Origin of the sequence: Aquitalea denitrificans (genome assembly GCF_009856625.1) — a bacterium.
GTDB classification, from domain to species: domain Bacteria; phylum Pseudomonadota; class Gammaproteobacteria; order Burkholderiales; family Chromobacteriaceae; genus Aquitalea; species Aquitalea denitrificans.
Genome location: NZ_CP047241.1, coordinates 1,984,258 through 2,008,353, shown reverse-complemented (window position 1 = coordinate 2,008,353; position 24,096 = coordinate 1,984,258). Strand labels below are relative to the sequence as shown.

Genomic DNA, 24,096 nt, shown 5'->3' with positions numbered 1-24,096 from the left:
CGTCACACTCAACCAAGATGGGTGTGACGCTCCGGCCTGGACACCGTCTCCATTTCTACCAAGCCCTGCAGGATGCCGCAGGCATCCACCGCCTGCTCGCGTTGACAGCGCTGACGCAGCGCGTCCAGTTGCTGCTTGAGCTGTAATAACTCCGCAATGCGCGCATCGACATGGTGAATGTGATCGTCCAGCAAGTGATTCACCCCACCACAGTCCGCTGCCGGAGCCGCCATCAGCTCCAGCAACTGGTGGATTTCCTCATGCGTCATATCCAGTGCCCGGCAATTGCGCACAAAACGCAGCCGCTCCAGATGCCGACTACCATAACTGCGATAATTATTGGCCTCACGGTCTGCCGCCGGCAGCAAACCTGCCTTTTCATAAAAGCGGACAGTTTCCGTGGTGCAGCCTGCCTGCTGGGCCAGATCACCAATTTTCATGTTTACTCCTCTTCGCGCTTGACCTTGTAGCTGCTTCAAGGTGTTTACTGTAAGCCAAAGCCGCACAGGAGAACAATATGCAGCACTCGCACCAGCATGCTCAGACCAAGCCAGCGCCAACCGGTCCGGCTTATCGCAAGAAAACGCACGCGCATGAAACCGGAACCGCCTGCTGCAGCACGGCTATGCCGGATGCGGCGCAGGCTCCTGCTGCCGCTGAAACCAGAGATGGCTTGCAGCATACGCCTATCCGCATCTTGCAGATGGACTGCCCCACAGAGGAAGCGCTGATCCGCAAGCAGCTATCCAGCCTGCCCGGCGTGGAGGCGCTGGAATTCCGCCTGATGCAGCGCCTGCTTACCGTAACGCACCAGCCCGCCGTCCTGCCCGCTATTCTTGCTGCCATCAGCAGCCTGGGCTTCACCCCGGAAACAGCCGATAAGCAAACGCAGCCTGCCTCGGCAACCAAACCGACTAGTGCGTGGTGGCCGCTGGTACTGGCCGGCAGCGCAGCACTGGCAGCTGAAATTGCCGGCTGGCTGCAGGCTCCGGCATGGCTGGCAGCATCGCTGGCACTGGCAGCCATTCTGGGCAGCGGTATCAGCACTTATAAAAAAGGCTGGATTGCCCTGCGCCATTTCACCCTCAACATCAATGCGCTGATGAGCATCGCCGTCACTGGCGCGCTGCTGCTGCAGCAATGGCCGGAAGCCGCCATGGTGATGGTGCTGTTTACCCTGGCAGAACGCATAGAGGCTCGCTCACTGGACCGTGCCCGTCATGCCATCGACAGCCTGCTGCAACTGAGCCCACCCCAGGCCACCGTATTGCAGGCAGATGGCAGTTGGCAGGCCACCGCGCTGGCAGACATCCGCATTGGCAGCATTGCCCGGGTGGCACCAGGCGAGCGCATTGCGCTGGATGGTGAAGTCATCCGTGGCCACTCCAGCGTCAACCAGTCCGCCATGACCGGCGAAAGCATGCCGGTGGAGAAGCAGCCTGGGGACAGCGTGTTTGCCGGAACGCTGAATGAAAGCGGCTCTTTCGAATACCGGGTGGACGCACTGGCGGGTGACACCATGCTGGCCCGCATCACCCATGCCGTGGAACAGGCACAGGATGCCAAGGCACCGACCCAGCGCTTTGTCGACCGTTTTGCCCGCATCTATACGCCGGTGGTGTTCCTGCTGGCACTGGGGGTGGCAGTGCTGCCACCCCTGCTGGGGGCCGGCAACTGGCAGGACTGGATCTACAAGGCCCTGGTGCTGCTGGTGATTGCCTGCCCCTGCGCGCTGGTGATTTCCACCCCGGTTACCGTGGTCAGCGGCCTGGCTGCCGCGGCCCGGCGCGGCATTCTGATCAAGGGGGGCATCTGGCTGGAGCAAGGTCGGCGTCTGCGCTGGCTGGCGCTGGACAAAACCGGCACCATCACGCACGGCAAACCGGAACAAACCGGCTGGCAGCTTTTGGTGCCGGGTGATGCCGCCAATGTCCGCAGCCTGGCTGCCAGCCTGGCCAGCCACTCCGACCACCCTGCATCACGGGCAGTAGCGCGCGCCGCCGCACAAGACAAGATCACCCTGCAACAGGTCAGCAATTTTGCTGCTCTGCCCGGCCTGGGCGTTCGCGGGGACATTAGCGGCCACACCCTGTGGCTGGGCAATTACCGCTTGGCACAGCAGCAGGGACTTGGCTCCGCTAGCCTGCAAGCCCTGCTGGAACAACAGCAAATGCGCGGCAACAGCGTGGTGCTGCTGCTGGACCAGGACCAGGTGCTGGCCCTGTTTGCAGTTGCCGACACCGTGCGCCCGGATAGCCGTGCCGCCATTGCCGCCCTGCAGCAGCTTGGCATTCGCACCATCATGCTCAGCGGCGATAACCAGCATACCGTCAGCGCCATGGCCGCCAGCGTGGGCATGGACCAGGCTCGTGGCGAGCTGCTGCCGCAGGACAAGGCCGATGTCCTGGCCAGCCTGGCCGGTGAAGGCCTGGTCGGCATGGTGGGGGACGGCATCAACGATGCGCCGGCGCTGGCGCAGGCGGATATCGGCTTTGCCATGGGGGCCATGGGCTCGGACACCGCCATCGAGACAGCGGATGTCGCGCTGATGGAAGACAATCTGGCCCGGCTGCCCGATTTTGTTCGCCTGTCACGTGCCACGCACGCCATTCTGGTGCAGAACATTGCCCTGGCACTGGGCATCAAGGCCATCTTCCTGCTGCTGACTCTGCTGGGCATGGGCAGCATGTGGATGGCAGTATTTGCCGATGTCGGTGCCAGCCTGCTGGTGGTGGGCAACGGCCTGCGGCTGCTGCGCAAATAATGATTCCAGGCACGACACTTGCTTTTGATAAGGACAGAAGCGCCTCCAGCACCCCGGAGGCGTAGCTGCCGCCCTCACCCCGGGTGAGCAGAACTTGCCTGCAGGAGCCAGACCATGACACCCAGCACCCCGCTTACCTTGCTGATAAGCAGACGCATCAACCCGGCACGCCATGCCGACTTTCACTTGTGGATACGCCGCGGTGAGGCTCTTGCCAGTCAGGCCCACGGATTTCTGGGCTCCGGTCTGCTACAGCCGCCTGCCGGCGATGACAACTGGCAAATCCTGTTCCGCTTTGTCGACCAGGCCAGCCTGGAGCATTGGGCAGCCAGCCCAGAACGTCAGGCCTGGCTAGCCGAAGGTGCCGGACTGATCCAGCACAGCCATGTGCATTGCGCCGCTGGGCTGGATAACTGGTTTGGCCTGAAAACACCGCCGCGCTGGAAGCAGGCCGTGATGATCTGGCTGGTGTTTTTCCCGGTATCCCTGTGCTTCAGTCTGCTGCTGGGTGATACGCTGGCCACCCTGCCGGTGGTATTGCGCGTGCTGTGCAGCACCCTGCTGCTGACGCCGGTCATGGTATTCCTGTTCATCCCGCTCAGCAGTCGGCTATTGCGTAACTGGCTGCAAGCTAGCCCCTCCCGCTCCGGCCAGTTGCACGGCGAACCCTGAATCTGACCGTTGGCCGCGCTTAATGCGGCACAGATCAAGATTTGGCGGAATTTTTACCTCAGGAATGGTCCGCATGCGCGATACCCTCGTTTATGATGAGGGTATCGCGCACCGTATGCGCCCGATGACTGAGAGTAATGCTGATGTCCCCACCCTGGCACAGTCTGCTGGAAACAACACAACTGGAAGCGCAACTGCAGGCATGGCAAACAGCCAACCCCAATCAGCAGCTGCTCGCCCTGCTGGCCGAATCCGACAGTGACAAGCTGCAACAACTGCAAACCAGTTGCCTGCACCTGGGCATAGCGCTGGCTGGCGGCATTTTCCCCAGACTGTTGGGCGAGCAGGGATTCCTGACCGGCGGGGCCTGGCTGCTGCCACATGCCGCAGCTTGCCAGCCGGCCCTGTTGCGCATCAATCCCGAATACGGCGCAGCCGATGCCGCCCGACACATGGCGCAGCGCGTGGAGCAGATGCTGCAGCACTGGCCAGCCAAACAAGGCAAGCCGACGCTGTTCATGATTTTTGACGGCATGCTGCCAGACATAGCCTCCATTCTGGACGAGCTCTACCTGCAACTGGCCGATCAGGTATTTTATGGCGGCGTCAATGCAGGCAGCGAAAGCTTCCAGCCCATAGACTGCCTGTTCGATCAATACCAGACCCTGGGTCATGGCGTACTGTGCCTGCTGCTTCCCGGAAGCACCAACCCGGTGCTCAATCATGGCTACCCCATGCCGGCACAGTGCATGACCGCCACGGCAACTGCCAGCAACCGCATTTTCCAGATCGACTGGAAACCCGCATTCACTGCCTATCAGGACATCGTAAAACAACAGTTTGGCGCGGAGCTGACGCGGGATAATTTCTACTCATTCGGCGTGCACTTTCCGCTGGGCATCATGCTGGCCAACCAGCAGGTGCTGATCCGCATTCCGGTGGCACTGGAAGATGACGGCTCGGTCTTCTGCGTGGGCGAAGTGCCGGAAAACGCCATGCTGATCATGCTGCAGGCACCGCAATCGCCTGGCACACAATGCGTAGACAACCTGCTCGGTACCTTGCGGCAACGCCATGGTGACATCAGCAATCAGCCGCTGCTTACCTTTTACTGCGCGGGCCGTAACATGCACTTTGGCCCGGCTGCCCTGGCGGAAATCCGCCTGCTGCAAGCCAACAGCCAGGCTCTACCCTTGCTTGGCGCACTGACGCTGGGCGAAATCGGTAGTCTGCAGGAGTGGGGCTACCCGCTGTTTCACAACGCCAGCATCATCTGCAGCCTGTGGAAGCAGTCATGAACCGCGACCAGCTGCTTGCCGTGCTCTACGACCTGTCACTCACCATCGGACGTGAAGTGACCGTGGACAGCCTGCTGACCAAAGTCCTGCAACGGTTGCTGTTTCATACCGGCTGCCCGGTCGGGTTGGTAATCAGTCATGCTGACGGCCCGGATGCCAGCAGCGGACAACTACTGAAAGTCATTGGCGACCATCACTTGCAACAACAGGCCGGGCAAAACATCGCCCTGCCGCCCGGGCTGCTGGGACGCAATATACACGCAGCCTGCGACCCAGCCCTGCTCGCCATACTTACCGGCCAGTCACGCTATCAGTACGGCTTGCGCCTGCCGCTGGAACAGCACTACACCATCCTGCTGCTGGCACCGGAGGCCATGCTGCAGCACTTGCCGCTGGAACATGTCTTTCCGCCCATCCTGTCCAATCTGGCCCGCGCCATCAAACTTTGCCAGGACAGCGAACAACTGGCCGAGGCCCTGCAGCGCGAGCGCAATCAGGCCAAGGCAGAACTCGACCGGGCGCAGCGCTTCAGTACCGCCCTGCTCAATGCCATGCCGATTGCTGTGTTCTACAAGGACGCCACTGGCCGCTATCTGGGCTGCAATCCGGCATTCACCCGCACGGTGGGCATGCAGGCCGAAGAAATCATTGGCAAGACCCCGGCTGAGGTATGGCCGGCAGAACTGGCCAGCATGTTTACCCAGAATGATGGCGAACTGATTTCCAGCCGCCAGCCCTTGCTGTTTGAATATGTCATCCGCAGCAAGCAGGGGCAGCTGATGGATGTCGTTTACGCAAAAGACCTGTTCTACAACGAAGACAACAGCATCGGCGGCATCATCGGGGCCTTCATCGACATCAGCGCGCGCAAGTCGGCCGAAGAGTCCTTGCGCCAGTCACTGATCCAGGCCATCAGCGCCCTGTCCGCGGCCATGGTGCATCGCGACCTGAGCACTGCAGGCCATGAGGTCCGCGTCAGCGACCTGGCCGTTGCCATTGGCCGCAAACTGCAACTGGACGAACACCGACTGGAAGGTCTGGGGCTGGCTGCCATGGTGCATGACATCGGCCAGATCCAGATTCCGTCGGAAATCCTCACCCGCCCGCGCCGCCTGAATCATGAAGAATTCGAACTGGTGAAAATGCATGCCGAAGCCAGTCATGAGATTCTCAAGGACATTCATTTCCCCTGGCCGATTGCCGACATTGCCTGGCAGCACCACGAAAACATGGATGGTAGCGGCTACCCGCGCGGGCTATCAGGCAACGACATCCTGCTGGAAGCGCGCATCATCCACGTAGCAGACAGCATGGAAGCCATGCTGTCACACCGCCCCTTCCGTCGACAGCTGGGGCTTGAGCAGGCATTGACACAACTTAAACAGTATCGCGGCAGCGTTTACGATAGCCAGGTAGTGGATGCCTGCCTCGCGCTCTTTACCGAGCACGGCTACGAATTGCCGGACAGCAAAAGAAAAAACTGAGCATGGATGCACCCGTCACATCACTACCCCACTCTGCCTACACCCTGCAGGCCGTCATCCGTCAATTGCCCGACCGGGTCATCATCAAGGACTTGAATTCCACTTTCATCACCTGCAACCAGCGCTTTGCCGATGACCTGGGCATTGCCATCGAATCGGTTGCCGGCAAGACCGACTACGATTTCTTCCCGGCCGAGCTGGCCGCCTGCTATCAGGCAGATGACCGCAAGGTCATGCTCAGTGGCAAGGCCATCCGCGTGGAAGAGCCCTATATGCTGGACGGCCAGCCGCACTGGCTGGAAACCAGCAAGTCACCCATTTTCGATGCAGCAGGCCAGTGCATAGGGCTGACTGCCATCTTCAAGGACATCACCCAGCAAAAGCAGGACCATGATGAAATGCAGCGCCGTGCCTGGGCGCTGCAGGCAAACAGCCGTACCAATCAGGCCCTGGTACAGGCCAGTGAAGAGCAGGAGCTGCTGCAGGCCGTATGCGATGCCATCGTGGCAGACCAGCGCTACCCGCTGGCCTTGATCTGCGGCCTGAACAATGTGCGGCAAAGCCGGCTGCAGATACTATCTTCAGCCGGTAATGCCAGGGCATACGCCAGCCAGCTGGAAATCAACTGGGATGAACATACGGCAGAAGGACAAGGCCCGATTGCCCGCTGCATCCGTCTGGGCAGCACCATCTCACTGAGTCAGCTGCAAAAGAGTCATGATTTCCAGCCATGGAAGGACGCAGCCCGGTCCTTTGGCCTGCAGGCCATCGTGGCCATTCCGCTGATAGCCGGGCCAGACCTGATCGGCGCACTGGCGGTGTATGCCGGCGAAACCCACTCCTTCAGCCCCGTCGAAGTGCAGGTGTTCGAGGAACTCACCCGCAATGTGCAGTTTGGCATTCAGTCACGCCGCACTCGCGTGGCCTACCAGCAATCGCTGCAGGAACAAGCCAGCCAGGCACAGCTACTGGAGAATGCGCTGGAAAATGCGCTGGCTGCCATTGCCTCGGTACTGGAACAGCGCGACCCCTACACCGCCGGCCATCAGAAGCACGTGGCCGAACTGGCTGTGCTGATCGGCCAGGAAATGGGATTGCCGCAACAGCGCCTGCGCGGTCTGTATCTGAGTGGTGTGGTACATGATCTGGGCAAGATCGAGGTGCCAGCGGAAATCCTCAGCAAGCCCAGCCGCTTGCATCCGGTGGAATTTGCCCTGGTCAAGCGCCACCCCGAGGTGGGTTACAACATCCTGAAGAACATCGACTTCCCCTGGCCCATTGCCGACATCATCCGCCAGCACCACGAATACCTGGATGGTTCCGGCTATCCGCTGGGCCTGTCTGGCGAAGCCATTTTGCTGGAATCGCGTATTCTCACCGTAGCCGATATTGTCGAGTCCATGTCATCTGACCGACCCTACCGCGCGGCACTGGGCATCAAGCAGGCCATTGCCCAGATTCAGCTGATGCGTGACCGGCAGCTGGATCCCGCGGTGGTGGATGCCTGCATCAGGATACTGGAACAAGGCATGTTCACACCGCACCTGCTGACAGTTGAGGCGCAGGCTTAGTCCTTGCCCGCGCCAGCCCGGCACCTGGCTACTTGAAGGCGGGAACCACCTGCAGTTGCTGCCGCACATCGCCAGCCCAGCCCTTGCTGCCATACAGATTGAGGCGTGCAATCGACTTGGTTTGCCTGAGCTTGTCAAAGTTGAACTGCCGCAGATCCAGCCATACCGGACTCAGGGATGAAACAGACTGAAAGCTGTAGCGCAGGTTCCTGAGATCAGCGGTAGTGGTCCAGTAGGTGCCCACGCCGCGGTTTTCTGCCGGATAGCGCGAATAAGGCTCATAAGCTTTTTCCACGGCCAGGTCTAGCGGGTCTGCCATCAGGCCGACAGGCATGGCCACACTGTGCATGATGGACGCCAAAAAACCACGTGCCTCTTCGACATTGTCCGCGCGCGGCAGTGACTTGAGCAGCCAGTTGGCCCGCACCAGCCGGGCATCAGCCTGCCAGCCGGTGGGGATGGTATCGGAATTGGCCGCCGCGTATTTCTTCTCCTCCTTGAGCATGGTGTCGTAGTCCGGAGGATTGGTCAGCACCGTAAATTGCCGGCCATGGTGAATCACCGTCTCTCCCTTGACGATCTCGATGATGGCGGAATCACCCGAGGCATCTTCAATGGCGATGTGCTTGGTATCCGAAGCATAGTCGATGGGCAGGCGCTTGGGATCCAGCCGCACCGCACGGATGGCGGCGACAGCTTCGGCTACCGTGGCGTGGTTATCCAGGATGAAGCTAAGCCAATGGCTGCTTTCCAGCACCGGCTTGGCCGGCTTGCCTGGCTGGGGCTGCTCGGCCCCGCCGGTAAAGTACAGGGTATGTGCCGCCAGGCCTTTTTCGTTCATGCCATCCATGGGGAAGACATTGTCAGCGTAGATGGCTACGCTGCCATAACGTGCCGTCCAGCGCACCGCCTGCCCGGCATTATCCCCACTGGCACCAACACGGCTGACACCACGCGGACTGACTACCAGCGAGGGGCTGACCGGCCCGAAAAAATCCAGGTTGCGAGAACTGAGCAGATAGCCGGGCTGGGTATTCCACAGCACACGGGTACAGGCCTCGGCAGATGACAGCAAGGAAAGCGTCAGATAACTGGCCAGAACGGCTTTTGCAATACCTTTTGACATGAAGACTCCCGGATGAGATGCGTATCGCTCAGGAAAACAAGCGCGGCGATACAGGTCGTCAGTCTAGGGATGCGGCTTGCCGCCCGACAATCTCATCCCGTCCGGTTTGCTTGCTGGAAAATTCGTTTTGGCCACAGGTCAATTCAGCCTGAAGGGTTGCGGCACTCTGCAGCCAGCATTCATGCGGACTGGCGAAAAAAGTCACCCACCTTGCTGGCACTTGCCTTCTGCAACTGGCAAAGCTGCTGATGGCTCAAGCTGCGCGCTCCATGCTTGCGGCTGGCCGTTTCCAGCAGGTACTGCAGCAGATGGGCCGCCATGCGTGCATCGGCCAGTGCGCGGTGAGCACGACCAGCATCCGGCAGCCCGGCCCAGCGGGTGAGCGTACCCAGCTTGTGATCCGGTGCCTGTGGCAACAGGCGGCGTGCCAGTAGCAGGGTGCAGGCAAAATCTTGCTGCCGCTGCCGGCCCAGCAGGCTCAGTTCGTGATCCCAGAACTTGCGGTCGAAAGCAGCGTTATGCGCCACCAGCGGGATATTGCCGACAAAGTCAGCCACCTCCCGCATCACGGTAGCGGCCGGCGGTGCAGTGCGCAGCATGGCATTGCTGATACCGGTCAGGCGCTCTATTTCTGCCGGCACACGCACGCCGGCATTCATCAGGCTCTGGTAGCTGTCCAGTTCGCGCCCGTCCTGCCATAGCACCACCGCCACTTCGGTCACCCGGCTACCCACGGCTGGCGACAGCCCGCTGGTTTCAAAGTCCAGCACTGCATAACAAGGCGCGGCGCGACTCAATTCAGCGCCGCCTTGGCTGCCTCTTCCGGGCTCAGGCCGTCAAAGAACATGTCGGTAAACCACTCGGCATTTTCCTCGATCTGCTGCTGTGCCTCATCCGGTTTGGCTCCGGCAGCAACAAACAGGGCTTCCACTTCGGCACACCACTGCAATAGGGCGATGGTATCCGGATCGAGTTCGTCTTCCTTACGCTTGGACATGGTTTTGTTTCCGCTAAATGTTTAACTGGCGGCATTGTACACGCCCAAAGCGGCTTGCAAGCCACACAGTGACGGATATTGCTAGAATCAGCGCCTGATCAACCTGAAGGACTGTCCGATGCAAAAGCTAGTTGCCGTCGATCTGGCCAAAAGCTATCGCCTGCTCAACCACGGCCCTACCGTGCTGGTTTCCTCCGCCCATGACGGCCAGCAAAACGTAATGGCCGCCGCCTGGGCGATGCCGCTGGATTTCGACCCGCCCAAGGTGCTGGTGGTGGTGGACAAGGCCACGCATACCCGTGAATTGATGGAGGCTTCCGGTGAGTTTGTACTGAATGTCCCCTGCCGCGCGCAGGCCGAACAGGTGCTCCGGGCCGGCAGCTGCAGCGGAAAGGAAGTGGACAAGTTTGCCGCGTGCGACTTGACGGCACTGCCGGGCGAGGCTGTAAACGCACCGCATGTCGCCGACTGTATTGCTTACCTGGAATGCCGCATCATCAGCGAGCCGCACAACCAGCAGCACTACGACCTGTTCATCGGCGAAGTGCTGGCCGCCAAGGCAGACGCGGATGTCTGGCACGACGGCCATTGGCAGTTTGATGGCCATGATGACAAGCGCAGCCTGCACTACATCGCCGGCGGCAGCTTCTTCAGCATTGGCGAACAGTTGTCCGTGTCCGCCACACCGCCGCAGTAAAGGCTGCCAGCCTTAACGCACCGCGCTGACAAAATCGTCAAACACCGCCACCAGCCGGTCGACATCGGCCGCCGTGGTTTGCGGGCAAATCAGCAGCATATTGTGGAATGGGGTGATCAGCAGGCCGAGATTGAGCAGGTACAGATGAATGATGTGCTCCATGTCACTGTCCAGAATCGCATCCGCCTCGCTGCCATTACGTGGCGGCGTGGCAGTGAACTGGAACTCGGTACGCGCCCCCACCTGGGTGACGCACCACGGCAGCTGGTGCAGGGCAATCACCGTGCGCAGGCCATCGGCCAGCCGCTCCGCCAGGGCAAACATGTGGGCATAGGCCTGCTCGGTCATCACCTCGGCCAGATTGGCGCGCATCGCCGCCATGGCCAGCATATTGGCCGTCAGGGTGGTGCCGATGCCGCTGTGGCCAGGCACCGCCTCGCGCTTGGCCTGCTGGGCGCGCTGTGCCATTTCTGCGGAAAAACCATACACTGCGCATGGCACGCCGCCACCCATGGGCTTGCCCAGCACCATCATGTCCGGTTTCAGGCCGTGAGCGCGGGTATAGCCGCCCATGCCGGTGCTGATGGTATGGGTTTCATCCATGATCAACAGCGTGCCATAGCGGCGGCATAGCGCCTGTGCCGCTTCCCAGAAGCCCGGCTCCGGCAGCACCATGCCGATATTGGTCATGGCAGGCTCGGCCAGCAGGCAGGCTACCTGACCATCCTTCAGCGCTTCTTCCAGTGCGGCCAGATCGTTGAATTCCACCACACGGGTGTATTGGGTCAGGTCGTACACCTGCCCCAGCAGGCTGGCACGCTGTACCGGCTTGCCATCCACCAGATCAACAAACACATCGTCAATGGTGCCGTGGTAGCAGCCATTGAATACCAATAACTGCTGACGACCGGTGGCGGCCCGCGCCCAGCGCAGGGCGAAGCGGTTGGCATCGGTGGCGGTCATGGCAAACTGCCAGTACGGCAAGCCAAAGCGCCGCGCCAGCTCTTCGGCCACCCAGACAGCATCTTCGGACGGCAGCATGGTAGTCAGCCCGCGCTGCGCCTGCTCGGCCAGCGCTCTGGCCACCGGGGCCGGACCGTGGCCGAACATGGCACCGGTGTCGCCCAGGCAAAAGTCGACATACAGATTGCCATCCACATCTTCAAAACTGGCACCCTGTGCCTGCTTCACATACAGGGTGAAGGGGGTGGACCAGTCATCCATCCAGTGCAGTGGCACGCCAAACAGCAGGTGCTGGTCGGCACGGGCCGACAGTTGCTGTGATTGCGGGCGCGCCGCGATAAAGCGCTCGCGCTCGGCGGCCTGCAGTTGCAGTGCCTTGTCCCAGTTGATGCCGTGACGTGTGCTCATCCATTTCTCCTTGATCTTGTTCTGTGCGGACAGCAGCCCGCAGCATGTCATACGTGCAATTGCAGGTGTTCGCGTTCCCAGGCGGTAATGCCGCGATTGAAGGTTTCGAATTCCTTTTCCTTCACCGCGCAAAAAGCCTGCACAAACTGCTCACCCAGAATCTCGGCCAGCTCGGGGCTGTCCTGCATCAGCACCACCGCGTCTTCCAGACTGCGTGGCAGCTCGAAATCCAGGTCGTAGGCACTGTCGGCCATCGGTTCGCTGGGAATCAAACCCTGCACCATGCCCAGATAACCGCAGGCCAGTGTGGCTGCCATCGCCAGATAGGGGTTCACATCCACCCCCGGCACCCGGTTTTCCAGTCGGCGCGCATTAGGGCCGGAAGGCGGAATGCGGATGCCGCAGGTGCGGTTGTCATAACCCCAGCGCACATTGATGGGTGCGGCGGCATGGCGGCTGAGCCGGCGATAGGAATTGACGTAAGGTGCAAGCATCGGCATCACCAGCGGCAGGTATTTCTGCATGCCGCCAATATGGTGGAAGAACAAGGGTGTTGCGCTGCCATCTGCCGCCGAGAAGATATTCTCGCCGCTAACGGTGCTGACAATGCTCTGATGGATATGCATGGCACTGCCGGGTTCGTCTTCCATCGGCTTAGCCATGAAGGTGGCAAAGATATTGTGACGGTAGGCGGTTTCGCGCACAGCGCGCTTGAACAGGAAAACCTGATCGGCCAGCTCCAGTGCATTGCCATGGGCGAAATTGATTTCCATCTGGCAGGCACCCACTTCATGGATCAGCGTTTCCACATTCAGCCGGGCTTGCTGGCAGAATGTGGATAGCTCCTGAAAGAAAGGGTCGAAATCGTTGACGGCGTCAATGGAAAAGGACTGCCGCCCTACTTCGGAACGGCCAGCACGACCAGTGGGCGGACGCAAGGGCTCGTGCGGATTGCTGTTCTGCCGGATCAGGTAAAACTCCATTTCCGGCGCCACCACCGGCTGCCAGCCGCGTGCCGCGTACAGGGCCAGCACCTTGCGCAGTACCGCTCGCGGTGAAATTCCCACCGGCTGGCTGTCGAAATCCTCGCAATCATGTATCACCACCGCTACCGGCTCGATGGCCCACGGCACCAGCCGGATGGAAGATGCGTCCGGCACACACACCATGTCCGGATCATTGGCCCCGACAAAACGTTCAAATTCGGCAAACTCGCCATTCACGGTAATGGTGAGTACCGCCTTGGACATCTTCATGCTCTCTTCTGCCAGGAACAGATCCTTGGGCACGATCTTGCCACGTGCCACGCCCGTCATGTCCGGAATGACGCATTCCACCTCGTGAATGTTGTGCTCGCGAATGAATTGCTGCAAATGCTCATGCATGATTTCTCCTTTATGATCAAAAATGCAAAAAAGCCAGCATTCCAACACCGCACCAACCCGAATGAATTAAAATGCAAATACCGGAACAAAAGCTGGTATCAATCATAGTAATCACAAAAATTGATGTCAATTTATGATCAAATAAATCCGCAAAAGTGAAGCATCACAGCAATACCCCTGCTATGGTATCCTTGTGGCAAACTCAAATACCGACGACTCGCCTACAATGAAGACTCCCGCCTCCTCTACCTTACAGGACGAAACCTACACCACCTTGCGCCAATGGCTGTCGCTGGGCCGCTGGCTGCCGGGTGAACGTCTCAAGATCAAACAGCTGGCCCAGGACATGCAGGTAGGGGAAATGCCGGTGCGCACGGCACTGCAGCGTCTGGTGGCAGAGAAGGCGCTGGCCAATATTCCCAATTGCGGCGTCACCGTTCCGCAACTAAGCCGCACCCAGTTTGATGACATCCTGCAAACGCGCATGCTGCTGGAAGGCGAAGCCGCCGAAAAAGGTGCACGCAACCTGAGCAGCACCGACCTCAAGCTGCTGGAAGAGCTGACCGCCACCATGGACGAAGCCATCCGCAATCACGATGTCAAAGGCTATCTGACAGCAAACGAAGACTTCCACGTCACGCTGTACCGTGCCTCCGGCTCTGCCATGCTGCTGTCGCTGATTGAAAGCGTATGGCTGCACGTCGGCCCTATTTCCAACCAGCTGCATCAGGACCCGCACGTGTGGAGCATCATGAACGACTGCCACGAAGACATGATGCGTGCCCTGCACCGCAAGGACCCGTCTGCCGTGCGTCGCGCCATCGAGCGCGACCTGTTCAATGCCGGGCAGTATCTGAAAACACTGTGCAACTGAGCCACACGCTGGCAGCATGAAAAAACCGGGCCTCAGCCCGGTTTTTTTCTGGTCAGGCGCAGCAAAACGCTACACCCCATATCCGGCCATGAATATCTCCACGCCCCTGGCCACGCGCTCTTGTAACAGTTTCAGATCATCCTCGCTCACCACACCAATCAGGAAAGTCTGCTGATATTCAGCCTGGATCAGGGACAACACATGCATGGCAGCAATCCAGCCATCCGCCCGGCGCAGGCGACCGACCTGCATTTCCGCCTCCAGATAAACCGCCACCTTGTTCCAGCCCTGCCTCGGTCCGGCATCGAAAAACTGTTGAGCCGCGCCAGCACGCACCAGCTCACCTGCGATGATGCCGCGCATGGCCATCAGGTCCGGCCCCAGAATGACCTGCAGGTAGTTTTCGCCGAATGCCTGCAAAGCCGCCGCAATATCCCCGCCCGGCACCAGCCGTGCATAGGCTTGTGACATGCGTTCTTCGGCCAGCATTTTCATCACGCTGAGGAACAACTCCTCCTTGGACTTGAAATAACCGTACAAAGTGGCCTTGGAGCCCCCCACCCGGCTGCAGATTTCTGCCATGGAGGTCGCTTCATAACCACGCTGCAGGAATAACTCCGCAGCCGTTGCCACCATTGCCTGACGGCGTTCTTCACTTTTTGTTCGCATTTTTGCTCCAAACTGTACCGAACTGTACGGTTTTTCTTGACGGCATCATCGCCGCACATTATAACCGTACCGTACAGTACAGTTAAAGGCCCTGTCAAAATAATGGATACCCAATCAAGCATGCACCCACGGCGCACTCTGCTACAACTGACCCTGCTAGGCAGCCTGCTGCTGGCCGGTTGTGCCAGCGTGCCGGACCTGGGCCCCACGCCCCGCAGCAAGACCATGCAGGACATGGCCAGTCAGCAAACCCTGCAAGCCAGCTCGGCTGACTGGATGAACAGCAACTGGTGGCAAAGCTATCAGGACGGCCAGCTCAACGACATCATGCAGGAAGCGTTAAGCCAGTCACCGGATCTGGCAGCCGCCGAGGCCCGTCTGGCCAAGGCTGCAGGTCAGGCGGAGCAGACCGGTGCCAGCAATCTGCCCAGCCTCGACCTGAATACCTCTGTCACCAAGATGAAGCAAAGCTATAACAACGGCTTTCCTGCCGCCTTTGTTCCGCATGGTTACAACAACTCCGCCAAGGTCGAACTGGATTTCAGCTATGAAATCGACTTCTGGGGCAAGAACCGCTCCGCCATTGCTGCCGCCAGCTCGGAACTGGCCGCAGCCCAGGCCGAGGCAGCACAAAGCCGCCTGACCCTGACCAGTGCCATTGCCGCCGCGTATGCCGAACTGGCCCGCCTGTATGCCGAACAGGATGCCGCCGAACAGGCACTGAGCGTGCGCCAGCATAGCGCCCAGCTGCTGCAGCAACGCTTTGACAATGGTCTGGAAACCATGGGCAGCCTGCGTCAGGCCCAGTCCCGCGAAGCCACTGCCAACGCTGACCTCAGCGCCGCACGTCAGGCCATTGCCCAGCAAAAGCTCAGCATTGCCGCACTGATGGGTGCCGGACCGGACCGCGGCATGAACCTGCGTCGCCCAGCTGCCAGCCTGCTGCACCCGCAAGGCTTGCCCGCCACCTTGCAGGCGGACTTGCTGGGCCGTCGCCCGGACCTGGCCGCCGCCAGACTGCGCGCCGAAGCCGCCGCCAGCCGCATCAATGTCGCCCGCGCAGCGTTTTACCCCAATGTGAATCTGTCTGCCTATCTGGGCGTGCAGTCGCTGGGGCTGAGCTACCTGACCAAGAACGGTTCCGACATCGGCGGGGTCGGCCCGGCCATTTCGCTGCCGATTTTCCGTGGTGGCGCCCTGCAAGGCAACTACCGTGTTGCCCGCGCCGAATACGATGCCGCCGTAGCCAGCTACAACCAGACCCTTACCCAGGCCCTGCATGAGGTGGCCGATGTCATGGCCCAGCAACAGGAACTGGGGCCGCAGCTGGAACAGCGCCGCCTGGCACTGAAAACCGCCGAGGAGTCCTACCAGGTGATGCAGAACCGCTATCAGGGCGGTCTGGCCAGCTATCTGGACGTGCTGAATGCCGAAGACAACGTGATTGCCAGTCGTCGCAGCAGCACCAGCCTGGAAACCCGGCTGTTCCTGCTGGATGTCAACCTGATCAAAGCCCTGGGCGGCGGCTATCAGCAAGCCTGAGCCCCTGTCGAATACAACAATTGCAGAGAACCATCATGAGCGAAAATATCCAAGCCCTCCCCGCCTCCGATGCCCCGCACAGCGACAGCCTGCGCCTTGCAAAGCGCAAGAAGCTGTTTGCCCTGCTTGGCGTAGTCGTCGGCGTTGCCGCCATTGGTGCCGGCACATACTGGACCCTGGTGGCCTCCCACCATGTCAGCACTGACAATGCCTATGTCGCCGTTGAAATGGCGCAAATCACCCCGGAAGTCAGCGGCACCGTGCGTGAAGTGCTGGCCGTGGACACCCAGCAGGTAAAACGCGGCGACATCCTGGTGAAGCTGGACGACAAGGATGCAGCCCTCAATCTGGCGCAGGCCGAAGCCGAACTGGCGCGCGCCGAGCGTCGCGTGCAGGGCTATCTGGCCAGCGACGAAGGCTTGCAGGCCCAAGTGCAGGCCCGCATTGCCGACCAGGCGCGCAGCAATGCCCAGCTGGTTTCTGCCCGTGCCGACCTGCAACGCGCCGAACTGGACCTCAAGCGCCGTCAGGCGCTGGCCAAGAGCGGTTCGGTGTCCGGCGAAGAGCTGAGCAATGCGCAGAACGTGTTCAGCACCGCCAGCGCCAACCTGACCGCAGCCGAAGCCGCCGCCAAACAGGCCGAAGCCAATGCCCGCGCGGCACAAGGCTCGCTCAAGGCCAACCAGACCCTCACCGTCAACACCACGGTGGACACCAACCCGGAAGTGGCACTGGCGCGCGCCAAGCGTGACCAGGCGCGACTGGACCTGGCCCGCACCGTGATCCGCGCGCCGGTGGACGGCGTGGTGGCCAAGCGTCAGGCTCAGGTCGGCCAGCGCGTGCAGGCCGGTAACCAGCTGCTGTCGGTGGTGCCGCTGCAACAGGCGCACGTGGATGCCAACTTCAAGGAAGTGCAGCTGGACAAGGTACGTATCGGCCAGCCGGCCACGCTGACCGCCGACCTGTACGGCAGCCGCATCACCTACCACGGCAAGGTGGCCGGCCTGGCTGGCGGCTCTGGCGCAGCCTTTGCCACCATCCCGGCGCAAAACGCCACCGGCAACTGGATCAAGGTGGTACAGCGCCTGCCGGTACGCATTGCACTGGACCCGGCCGAACTGCGCGCCCATCCCTTGCAAGTGGGCCTGTCGATGGAAGTCACCATCGATACCGCCAGCGAGTAAGCCATCATGACTGACAGCTCCGTTACTGCTTCACCCAAGCCACTGGAAGGCAGCACCCTGTGGCTGGCTGCCTTGGTGCTGGCCGCTGCCAATTTTGTCGCCGTGCTGGACACCACCATTGCCAATGTGTCGGTGCCCAATATTGCCGGCGGCTTGGCGGTATCTTCCAGCCAGGGTACTTATGTCATTACGTCTTATGCCGTGGCCGAGGCCATTACCGTGCCGCTAACCGGCTGGCTGGCGGCACGGCTGGGCACGGTAAGGCTGTTCATCGGCTCCATGGTACTGTTCGGCCTGTTCTCCCTGCTGTGCGGCATGGCCGGTTCGCTGGAAACGCTGGTGCTGTTCCGCGTGCTGCAAGGCCTGGCCGGCGGCCCGCTGATGCCGATGTCGCAAACCCTGCTGCTGCGGATTTTCCCCAAGGAAAAAACCGGCGCCGCCATTGGCCTGTGGAGCATGACCACGCTGATTGCGCCCATCATGGGGCCGATTCTGGGCGGCGTGCTGTGTGACCAGGTGAGCTGGCCGTGGATTTTCTGGATCAACGTCCCCATCACCATGCTGTGCGGCTATGCCGGCTGGCAATTGCTGAAAAGCCAGGAAAGCCTGCGCGAGAACATCCGCGTGGATGCCGTCGGCCTTGGCCTGCTGGTGGTGTGGGTGGCGGCACTGCAAATCATGCTGGATGAAGGCAAGAACCTGGACTGGTTCAATTCCGCCGAGATCATCGCGCTGGCAGTGACCGCTGCCATCGGCTTTGCTGCCTTCCTGATCTGGGAATTGACCGAGAAAAACCCGGTGGTGAACCTGCGGGTATTCCGTCACCGCGGCTACTGGGCCAGCGTGCTTACCATTTCACTGGCCTTCGGTTCCTTTTTTGGCGCAACGGTGCTCACCCCGCAATGGCTGCAAAGCTATATGGGCTACACCGCCACCGAAGCAGGCCATGCCACGGCGATGAGCGGCATTCTGGCGGTGCTGGTGGCGCCGCTGGTAGCACAGCTTTCCACCCGTGTCGATCCTCGCCCCTTGGTGTTCATGGGCGTGATGTGGCTGGGTGGCGTCACCCTGTACCGCAGCTTCTCCACTACCGACATGGGTTTCTGGCAAGTAGCCTTGCCGCTGCTGTTCCAGGGCGTGGGCATGCCTTTCTTCTTTGTGCCGCTCACTGGCCTGGCCATGGCCAGCGTGGAGCCGGAGGAAATGGCCTCGGCGGCAGGCTTGATGAGCTTCATGCGCACGCTGTCCGGGGCTTTTGCCACCTCGCTGGTGACTACCGCCTGGGAAGACAAGGCCAGCTACAACCATGCTGACCTGGTAGGCAGCATCGACCCCGGTGGCGACACCCTGCGCACCCTGCAGGGTAGCGGCATGAGCCTGGATGCAGCCAGCAATCAGCTCAACCAGCTGTTGCAGTCGCAAAGCATCATGCTGTCCACCAACCAGATTTTCTGGCTGACCGGCCTGTCCTTTGTGGTGGCCGCCTGCGCCATCTGGCTGGCACCCCGTCCCAGCCGCGTGGCGGATACCAGTCAGGCGCACTGAACAGCACGACATTCAGCAAAAAGCCCGGTGCATGCACCGGGCTTTTTCTTTCCATCTCTTTGCTGAAGGTGGCTCACCACATTCCTGCTGCAAGGTCGCTCTTACTGCACACTGGCATTGCCACCCAGCGCCTGGTACAGCGTTACCTGATTCACCAGCCGGTTATAGCGGTTTTCCAGCAGGCTTACCTCGGCGGTACGGCGCGTTTCTTGCGCATCCAGCCAGTCCTTCAGCGGTGCGGCACCAGCCTGATAGCGCAGCCGGTAAAGGTGTTCCGCCCGCTGTGCCAACAAGGCGGATTGCGTTAGCCGCGCACCCTGCTGCTGGTACTGGCTGCGGGCAGACAGCGCGTTTTCCACATCGGCCAGTGCGGAATACAAAGTCTGGCGGAAGTTCACCACCGCCAACTGGTAGTCGGCATCACTGATGCTGTTGTTCAGCTTCATCTGCCGCCACTGCAGGAATGGCAAGGTGATGCCGCTGCCCAGTGTGGCCAGCGGATTGCTCAGCACCTGCGCCAGCCGGGCGCTGCTGCTGCCCAGGCTGCCGGTCAGGGAAAAATCGGGATAGTACGATGCACGGGTGGCATCGCCAGTTGCCAGTGTTTCGCGCAGGCGCAATTCGGCGGCGCGCAGGTCGGGACGACGCGCCAGCAGCGCCACCGGCAGACCGGCAGGCACGTCCGGCAGATCAGCCGCAGGCAGGCTGGCGCGCCAGGCGATGTCTCCCTTGGGCGGACCATCCAGCAATATCGCCAGTGCATTCTGCGTTTCGGCCAATTGCTGCTGGTAGTCGTGCAGGCTGGCTTGCTGGCTGGCCAGGTTTTGCCGCACGGTCAGCACATCCAGCTCGGCCGCCGCACCGGCCTGCTGCTTGGCCAGCACCAGCCGCAGCGCCTGTTGCTGGTAATCGATGCTGGCCTGCCCCAGCGCCAGCCGCTGGCGTAGCCAGGCCTGTTTCCAGTACAGCTTGATGGTGCTGCCGATCAGGCTGAGCCGGCTGCTTTGCATATCCTGTACCGTGGCACGCGCCTCCCAGGCCTTGGCATCGCTCTGGTGCGCCAGCTTACCCCACAAGTCCAGTTCATAACTGACCGACAGCGTGGCGGCGTGGCTCTGGCTGCTGACGGCATCGCCGCCCACGCGCCGGTTGGCCGTGCTGGACAGGCTGAAAGACGGCGTGGGTGCCAGATCGGTATCCGCCAGATCCGCCTTCAGCATGGCCTGACGTACCTTGATGGCGGCGGCGGCCAGATCGTTATTGCAGGAGAGCACATGCTCCACCAGCGCATTCAGTTCGGCATCGCCAAACTGCTGCCACCACGCCTGATCGGCCGGCATGGACACTCCGACGGCCTTGTCCTGGCTGGTCGCCTGCCATTGCGTTGGCAGATTGACTGACGGGGTGTGATAAGGCGTGCCGCTGAGGCTGCTGCAGCCGGCCAGCAGCAGGCTGGCAAGCAGGATGGAAAAACTTGCTTTCATTGCATTCTCATTTGCATGGCGCTCATTCGCGGGACAGCGCCACTACCGGGTCCAGCCGCGCGGCATTGCGTGCCGGCAGATAGCCGAACAACACCCCCACCAGGGTGGAGCAGGCAAAGGCCGCCACAATGGAGGTGAGTGAGTAAACCATATTGAAGCTGGCCAGGCGGGCCACCAGCACCCCCAGGCCCAGCGACAAGGCCACACCCAGCGCGCCGCCCAGCAGGCATACCAGCACGGCTTCAATCAGAAACTGCTGCATGATGTCGCGCTGGCGCGCACCCACTGCCATGCACACGCCAATTTCGCGGGTACGTTCGCTCACCGATACCAGCATGATGTTCATCACGCCAATGCCGCCCACCACCAGTGAAATCACCGCAATCATCGACACCAGCAGCGTCATGGTGGCGGTGGTGCTGGCAATGGTCTGGCGGATGCTGTCGGTATTCATCACAAAGAAATCCTGCGTGCCGTGCCGACGTGTCATCAGCGCCACCAGGCTCTGTTCGGCAGCATCGGTGGATACGTTATCGCTTACCCGCACCGTGACAGCTTTCAGGTAATCCTGGCCCAGCATGCGGTACATCACCGTGCTGTAGGGCAGCCATAGATTGAGGTTTTCATCGGTGCCGAAGGCGCTTTTCTGGGTTTGCGTCACCGCCACCACCCGGCAGGGCAGCTTGCCCAGCAGGATGACTTTGCCGATGGGGTCGTCGCCGTCGGCAAACAAGGCCTTGCGGCTGTTTTCGTCAATCACCACCTGCTGCGCCTGCTGACTGACGGCGCTGGCATCAAATGCACGCCCTTGCGCCATGGATACGCCGCGCACGCGGAAATACTGCTCACCCACGCCCTTGACCTGCGCAGTGACCGCCACATTGCGATAGCGCAGCGTCACGCTGTCGCTGACTTCCGGGGTGACACTGTCGACAAAGGGCTGCTCGGCCAGCACCGCAGCATCGCGCGGGGTCAGCGTGTGGATGGCATCGGCCTTGCGGTCGCCAAAATGCTTGCCGGGATAGATGTTGATGGTATTGGTGCCCAGCGAGCTGATGTCGCTGAGAATGCGCTGACTGGAACCGGTCCCCAGCGCCACTACCGACACCACCGAGGCAATGCCGATGATGATGCCCAGCATGGTGAGTGCGGAGCGCAGCCGGTGCGCCATCAGCGCGCGCCAGGCCATGCCGAAGGCTTCAGCAAAGTGTTCGCGCAGCATGCGCCAGCCGGTAGCCGCTGGCTGATGGGCAGTCTCGGCCTGCGCCGCTGGCGGCGTGACGGATTCACGGCGGGTATCGGCCACCAGCTTGCCGTCACCGATCTCGATGATGCGGTCGGCGTGTTCGGCCACCTTGCTGTCGTGCGTCACCAGAATGATGGTGTGGCCTTCGGCATGCAGTTCGCGCAGGATGGCCATCACCTGCTGGCCGCTGGCGCTGTCCAGTGCGCCGGTAGGTTCGTCGGCCAGAATCACCTTGCCGCCATTCATCAGTGCGCGGGCAATACTCACCCGCTGCTGCTGGCCGCCGGACAGCTGGCCGGGCTTGTGGCTGGCGCGGTCGGCCAGGCCCAGTCGTGCCAGCAGGCTGGCGGCCCGCGCAATACGCTCTTGCGCCGGGCTGCCGGCATAAACTGCGGGCAACTCGACGTTTTGCAGGGCATTGAGTTCGCCCAGCAGATGATAGCGCTGGAAAATGAAGCCGAAATGCTCACGGCGTAGCTGCGCCAGTTGATCCGGTGACATGTCCGCCACCGGTTGACCGGCCACGCGGTAGCTGCCGCGGCTGGGCGCATCCAGACAGCCCAGAATATTCATCAGCGTGGATTTGCCAGAGCCGGAAACGCCGATGATGGCCACCATCTCGCCAGCCTGAATCTGCAGATTGATGTTATCCAGCACGGTGACCGTATCTTCGCCAGAGGCAAAGTCACGACACACGCCGGATAGTGCCAGCAAGGGAATGCTCATCGCTTACATCCCCATCGGCGGCGGGCCGTTATGACCACCACTACTGCTGCTGGCCGTGGCACTGGCTTCGCCCAGCACCACCTGTTCGCCAGCGCGCAGGCCGGACAACACCTGGGCATGCACATTATTGTTCAGGCCGATCTTCACCTGGCGCGGCTGGATCTTGCCGTCCGCCTGCAACACCCGCACCGCGTAGCGGCCATCCTTGCCCGCCACACCCAGTGCATTGGCCGGAATGGCCAGCACGCCCTTCACCTGGCTGAGCACCACGGTAACCTGTGCCGTCATATTGATACGTAGCTTGTGCTGCGGATTGGGCACGTCGAACAGGCCGTAATAATAAATGGCGGTGGACGAAGAACTGCTGGAGGTAGAACTGGTAGAGGTGCTGCTGGTACTGGTGCTGTCGCTGGAGTCGCTATAGGACTGCGGCGCGGGATCAATGGAGCGCAGGCTGGCCTGATAGCGGCGATCCGGCTCACCCAGGATGGTGAAGTACACCGGCAGACCGGGCTTGACCTTGACCACATCACCCTCGGATATTTCTGCCTTTACCGTCACCGTGTCCAGTTGCGCCAGTTTGACGATGGTGGGGGTGGACTGGCTGGCATTCACCGTCTGGCCCTCTTCCACCGGCAAGGCCACCACCACCCCGTCAATCGGGGCCAGGATGCGGGTATAGCCCAGATTGAGTTGGGCGGTTTTCAGGCTGATGCGGGCCTGCTGCAACTGTGCCTGCAGTTGCTGGGCGTCAGCATCGGCACCATCCAGCGCAGCCTTGGCACTGTCATAGCTTTCCTGCGAGGTGGCCTGCTGGCCCAGCATCTGCTGCTGGCGGGCAAAATCCTGCTTGGCCTTCAGCAAGGCCGCCAGTTTGGATTTGAGCTGTGACTGATAGCTGCTGACCGATGCCTGGGCATCTTCCAGCGAATTCTCCTGGGTGCGCGGGTCGATTTCCGCCAGCACATCGCCCTTCTTCACGCTCTGCCCCAATACCACCTTGAGCGACTTCACCTGGCCGGACACCTGGGCACCCACACTGACTTCGCGCAGAGCCTTGATGGTGCCGGTGGCCAGCACGGTATCTTCCAGATTCATCGGGCTGACGGTGGCGGTCAGATAGTGACTGGCTGGCGGACGTGGATACAGTAGGTATACGGCAACGGCCAGCAGCAATACGGCAGCTACCAGCAGGCTGCGGCGGTGCAGGGAAATAAAGCGGGGCATGAAGGTGCAGGGACTGTTTCTGTTTTAATGCTGAAGTATTGCGGTTTGCCCCGGCTGTCGCGGTTAATGCCATGTAAATTAGTGTCAATAATTGTAATCACACCAACTGCCCGTATCAGGAAACTTCCGGCAACTGTTTTGGCAAAACCCGCACTACAGGGTAAAGTATGCCGCACTCATGCCAGCAGCTTCCTGCTACGAGATGGCATGACCTACCAACACCACATCGCATAC

At 60.9% G+C, this 24,096-nt stretch carries 20 protein-coding genes; 10 read left to right on the top strand and 10 right to left on the bottom strand.

Annotation, left to right across the window (positions count from 1 at the left end; genetic code table 11):
- Positions 1-8 precede the first annotated feature (8 nt).
- Positions 9-440, bottom strand: a complete 432-nt coding sequence (gene cadR, locus GSR16_RS09090) for a Cd(II)/Pb(II)-responsive transcriptional regulator (RefSeq protein WP_159876618.1) — start codon at positions 438-440, stop codon at positions 9-11.
- Between the two features lie 77 nt (positions 441-517).
- Here cadR and GSR16_RS09085 point away from each other — a divergent pair, with 77 nt between their 5' ends.
- From GSR16_RS09085 to GSR16_RS09065, 5 genes are all read left to right on the top strand, one after another.
- Positions 518-2,764 (top strand): heavy metal translocating P-type ATPase, encoded by a 2,247-nt coding sequence (locus GSR16_RS09085; protein WP_159876616.1) that lies wholly within the window; start codon positions 518-520, stop codon positions 2,762-2,764.
- 114 nt (positions 2,765-2,878) lie between these two features.
- Complete coding sequence (locus GSR16_RS09080; protein WP_159876614.1) at positions 2,879-3,436, top strand: antibiotic biosynthesis monooxygenase; 558 nt, start codon at positions 2,879-2,881, stop codon at positions 3,434-3,436.
- Between the two features lie 143 nt (positions 3,437-3,579).
- Complete coding sequence (locus GSR16_RS09075; RefSeq protein ID WP_159876611.1) at positions 3,580-4,734, top strand: FIST signal transduction protein; 1,155 nt, start codon at positions 3,580-3,582, stop codon at positions 4,732-4,734.
- Positions 4,731-6,218 (top strand): HD domain-containing phosphohydrolase, encoded by a 1,488-nt coding sequence (locus GSR16_RS09070; RefSeq protein ID WP_159876609.1) that lies wholly within the window; start codon positions 4,731-4,733, stop codon positions 6,216-6,218. The genes GSR16_RS09075 and GSR16_RS09070 overlap by 4 nt, the downstream gene beginning before the upstream one ends.
- A gap of 2 nt (positions 6,219-6,220) precedes the next feature.
- Positions 6,221-7,789 carry an HD domain-containing phosphohydrolase gene (locus GSR16_RS09065; RefSeq protein ID WP_159876607.1) on the top strand — a complete coding sequence of 523 codons (1,569 nt, stop codon included), beginning with the start codon at positions 6,221-6,223 and terminating at the stop codon, positions 7,787-7,789.
- Positions 7,790-7,817: 28 nt separating this feature from the next.
- On the opposite strand, the gene GSR16_RS09060 is transcribed toward GSR16_RS09065, so the two are convergent.
- From GSR16_RS09060 to GSR16_RS09050, 3 genes are all read right to left on the bottom strand, one after another.
- On the bottom strand, positions 7,818-8,915 hold the full coding sequence (locus tag GSR16_RS09060) for a linear amide C-N hydrolase (RefSeq protein WP_159876604.1): 1,098 nt from the start codon (positions 8,913-8,915) through the stop codon (positions 7,818-7,820).
- 179 nt (positions 8,916-9,094) lie between these two features.
- Positions 9,095-9,712 carry a 3'-5' exonuclease gene (locus GSR16_RS09055; protein WP_159876602.1) on the bottom strand — a complete coding sequence of 206 codons (618 nt, stop codon included), beginning with the start codon at positions 9,710-9,712 and terminating at the stop codon, positions 9,095-9,097.
- A complete protein-coding gene (locus GSR16_RS09050) occupies positions 9,709-9,912 on the bottom strand; it encodes a hypothetical protein (protein WP_045844807.1) in 204 nt (67 codons plus the stop codon). Before GSR16_RS09050 ends, GSR16_RS09055 begins: the two co-directional genes overlap by 4 nt.
- A gap of 118 nt (positions 9,913-10,030) precedes the next feature.
- On the opposite strand from GSR16_RS09050, the gene GSR16_RS09045 reads away from it, so the two are divergent.
- Entirely contained in the window at positions 10,031-10,609 is a 579-nt protein-coding gene (locus tag GSR16_RS09045) for a flavin reductase family protein (protein WP_159876600.1), read from the top strand.
- A gap of 12 nt (positions 10,610-10,621) precedes the next feature.
- Here GSR16_RS09045 and GSR16_RS09040 read toward each other — a convergent pair whose 3' ends face one another.
- Entirely contained in the window at positions 10,622-11,980 is a 1,359-nt protein-coding gene (locus tag GSR16_RS09040; protein WP_159876597.1) for an aspartate aminotransferase family protein, read from the bottom strand.
- A gap of 47 nt (positions 11,981-12,027) precedes the next feature.
- Complete coding sequence (locus GSR16_RS09035) at positions 12,028-13,365, bottom strand: glutamine synthetase family protein (RefSeq protein WP_159876595.1); 1,338 nt, start codon at positions 13,363-13,365, stop codon at positions 12,028-12,030.
- A gap of 226 nt (positions 13,366-13,591) precedes the next feature.
- On the opposite strand from GSR16_RS09035, the gene GSR16_RS09030 reads away from it, so the two are divergent.
- A complete protein-coding gene (locus GSR16_RS09030) occupies positions 13,592-14,239 on the top strand; it encodes a GntR family transcriptional regulator (protein ID WP_159876593.1) in 648 nt (215 codons plus the stop codon).
- A 69-nt stretch (positions 14,240-14,308) separates the two neighbouring features.
- Here the strand turns inward: GSR16_RS09030 and GSR16_RS09025 are convergent, their stop codons facing one another.
- A complete protein-coding gene (locus GSR16_RS09025) occupies positions 14,309-14,908 on the bottom strand; it encodes a TetR/AcrR family transcriptional regulator (protein WP_159876591.1) in 600 nt (199 codons plus the stop codon).
- Between the two features lie 120 nt (positions 14,909-15,028).
- Between GSR16_RS09025 and GSR16_RS09020 the strand changes: the two genes are divergently transcribed.
- Genes GSR16_RS09020 through GSR16_RS09010 form a run of 3 tightly spaced genes read left to right on the top strand, consistent with a single transcriptional unit; the run spans position 15,029 to position 19,179 of the window.
- On the top strand, positions 15,029-16,450 hold the full coding sequence (locus GSR16_RS09020; RefSeq protein WP_205677532.1) for an efflux transporter outer membrane subunit: 1,422 nt from the start codon (positions 15,029-15,031) through the stop codon (positions 16,448-16,450).
- 35 nt (positions 16,451-16,485) lie between these two features.
- Positions 16,486-17,634 (top strand): HlyD family efflux transporter periplasmic adaptor subunit, encoded by a 1,149-nt coding sequence (locus tag GSR16_RS09015; RefSeq protein ID WP_159876586.1) that lies wholly within the window; start codon positions 16,486-16,488, stop codon positions 17,632-17,634.
- A gap of 6 nt (positions 17,635-17,640) precedes the next feature.
- Positions 17,641-19,179 (top strand): DHA2 family efflux MFS transporter permease subunit, encoded by a 1,539-nt coding sequence (locus tag GSR16_RS09010; protein ID WP_159876584.1) that lies wholly within the window; start codon positions 17,641-17,643, stop codon positions 19,177-19,179.
- A 101-nt stretch (positions 19,180-19,280) separates the two neighbouring features.
- On the opposite strand, the gene GSR16_RS09005 is transcribed toward GSR16_RS09010, so the two are convergent.
- The 3 genes from GSR16_RS09005 to GSR16_RS08995 are packed head-to-tail and all read right to left on the bottom strand — an operon-like array spanning position 19,281 to position 23,862.
- Positions 19,281-20,663 (bottom strand): efflux transporter outer membrane subunit, encoded by a 1,383-nt coding sequence (locus tag GSR16_RS09005; protein ID WP_159876581.1) that lies wholly within the window; start codon positions 20,661-20,663, stop codon positions 19,281-19,283.
- A 22-nt stretch (positions 20,664-20,685) separates the two neighbouring features.
- Positions 20,686-22,635, bottom strand: a complete 1,950-nt coding sequence (locus tag GSR16_RS09000) for a MacB family efflux pump subunit (RefSeq protein ID WP_159876579.1) — start codon at positions 22,633-22,635, stop codon at positions 20,686-20,688.
- A 3-nt stretch (positions 22,636-22,638) separates the two neighbouring features.
- On the bottom strand, positions 22,639-23,862 hold the full coding sequence (locus tag GSR16_RS08995; RefSeq protein ID WP_159876577.1) for an efflux RND transporter periplasmic adaptor subunit: 1,224 nt from the start codon (positions 23,860-23,862) through the stop codon (positions 22,639-22,641).
- Positions 23,863-24,096: the final 234 nt, after the last annotated feature.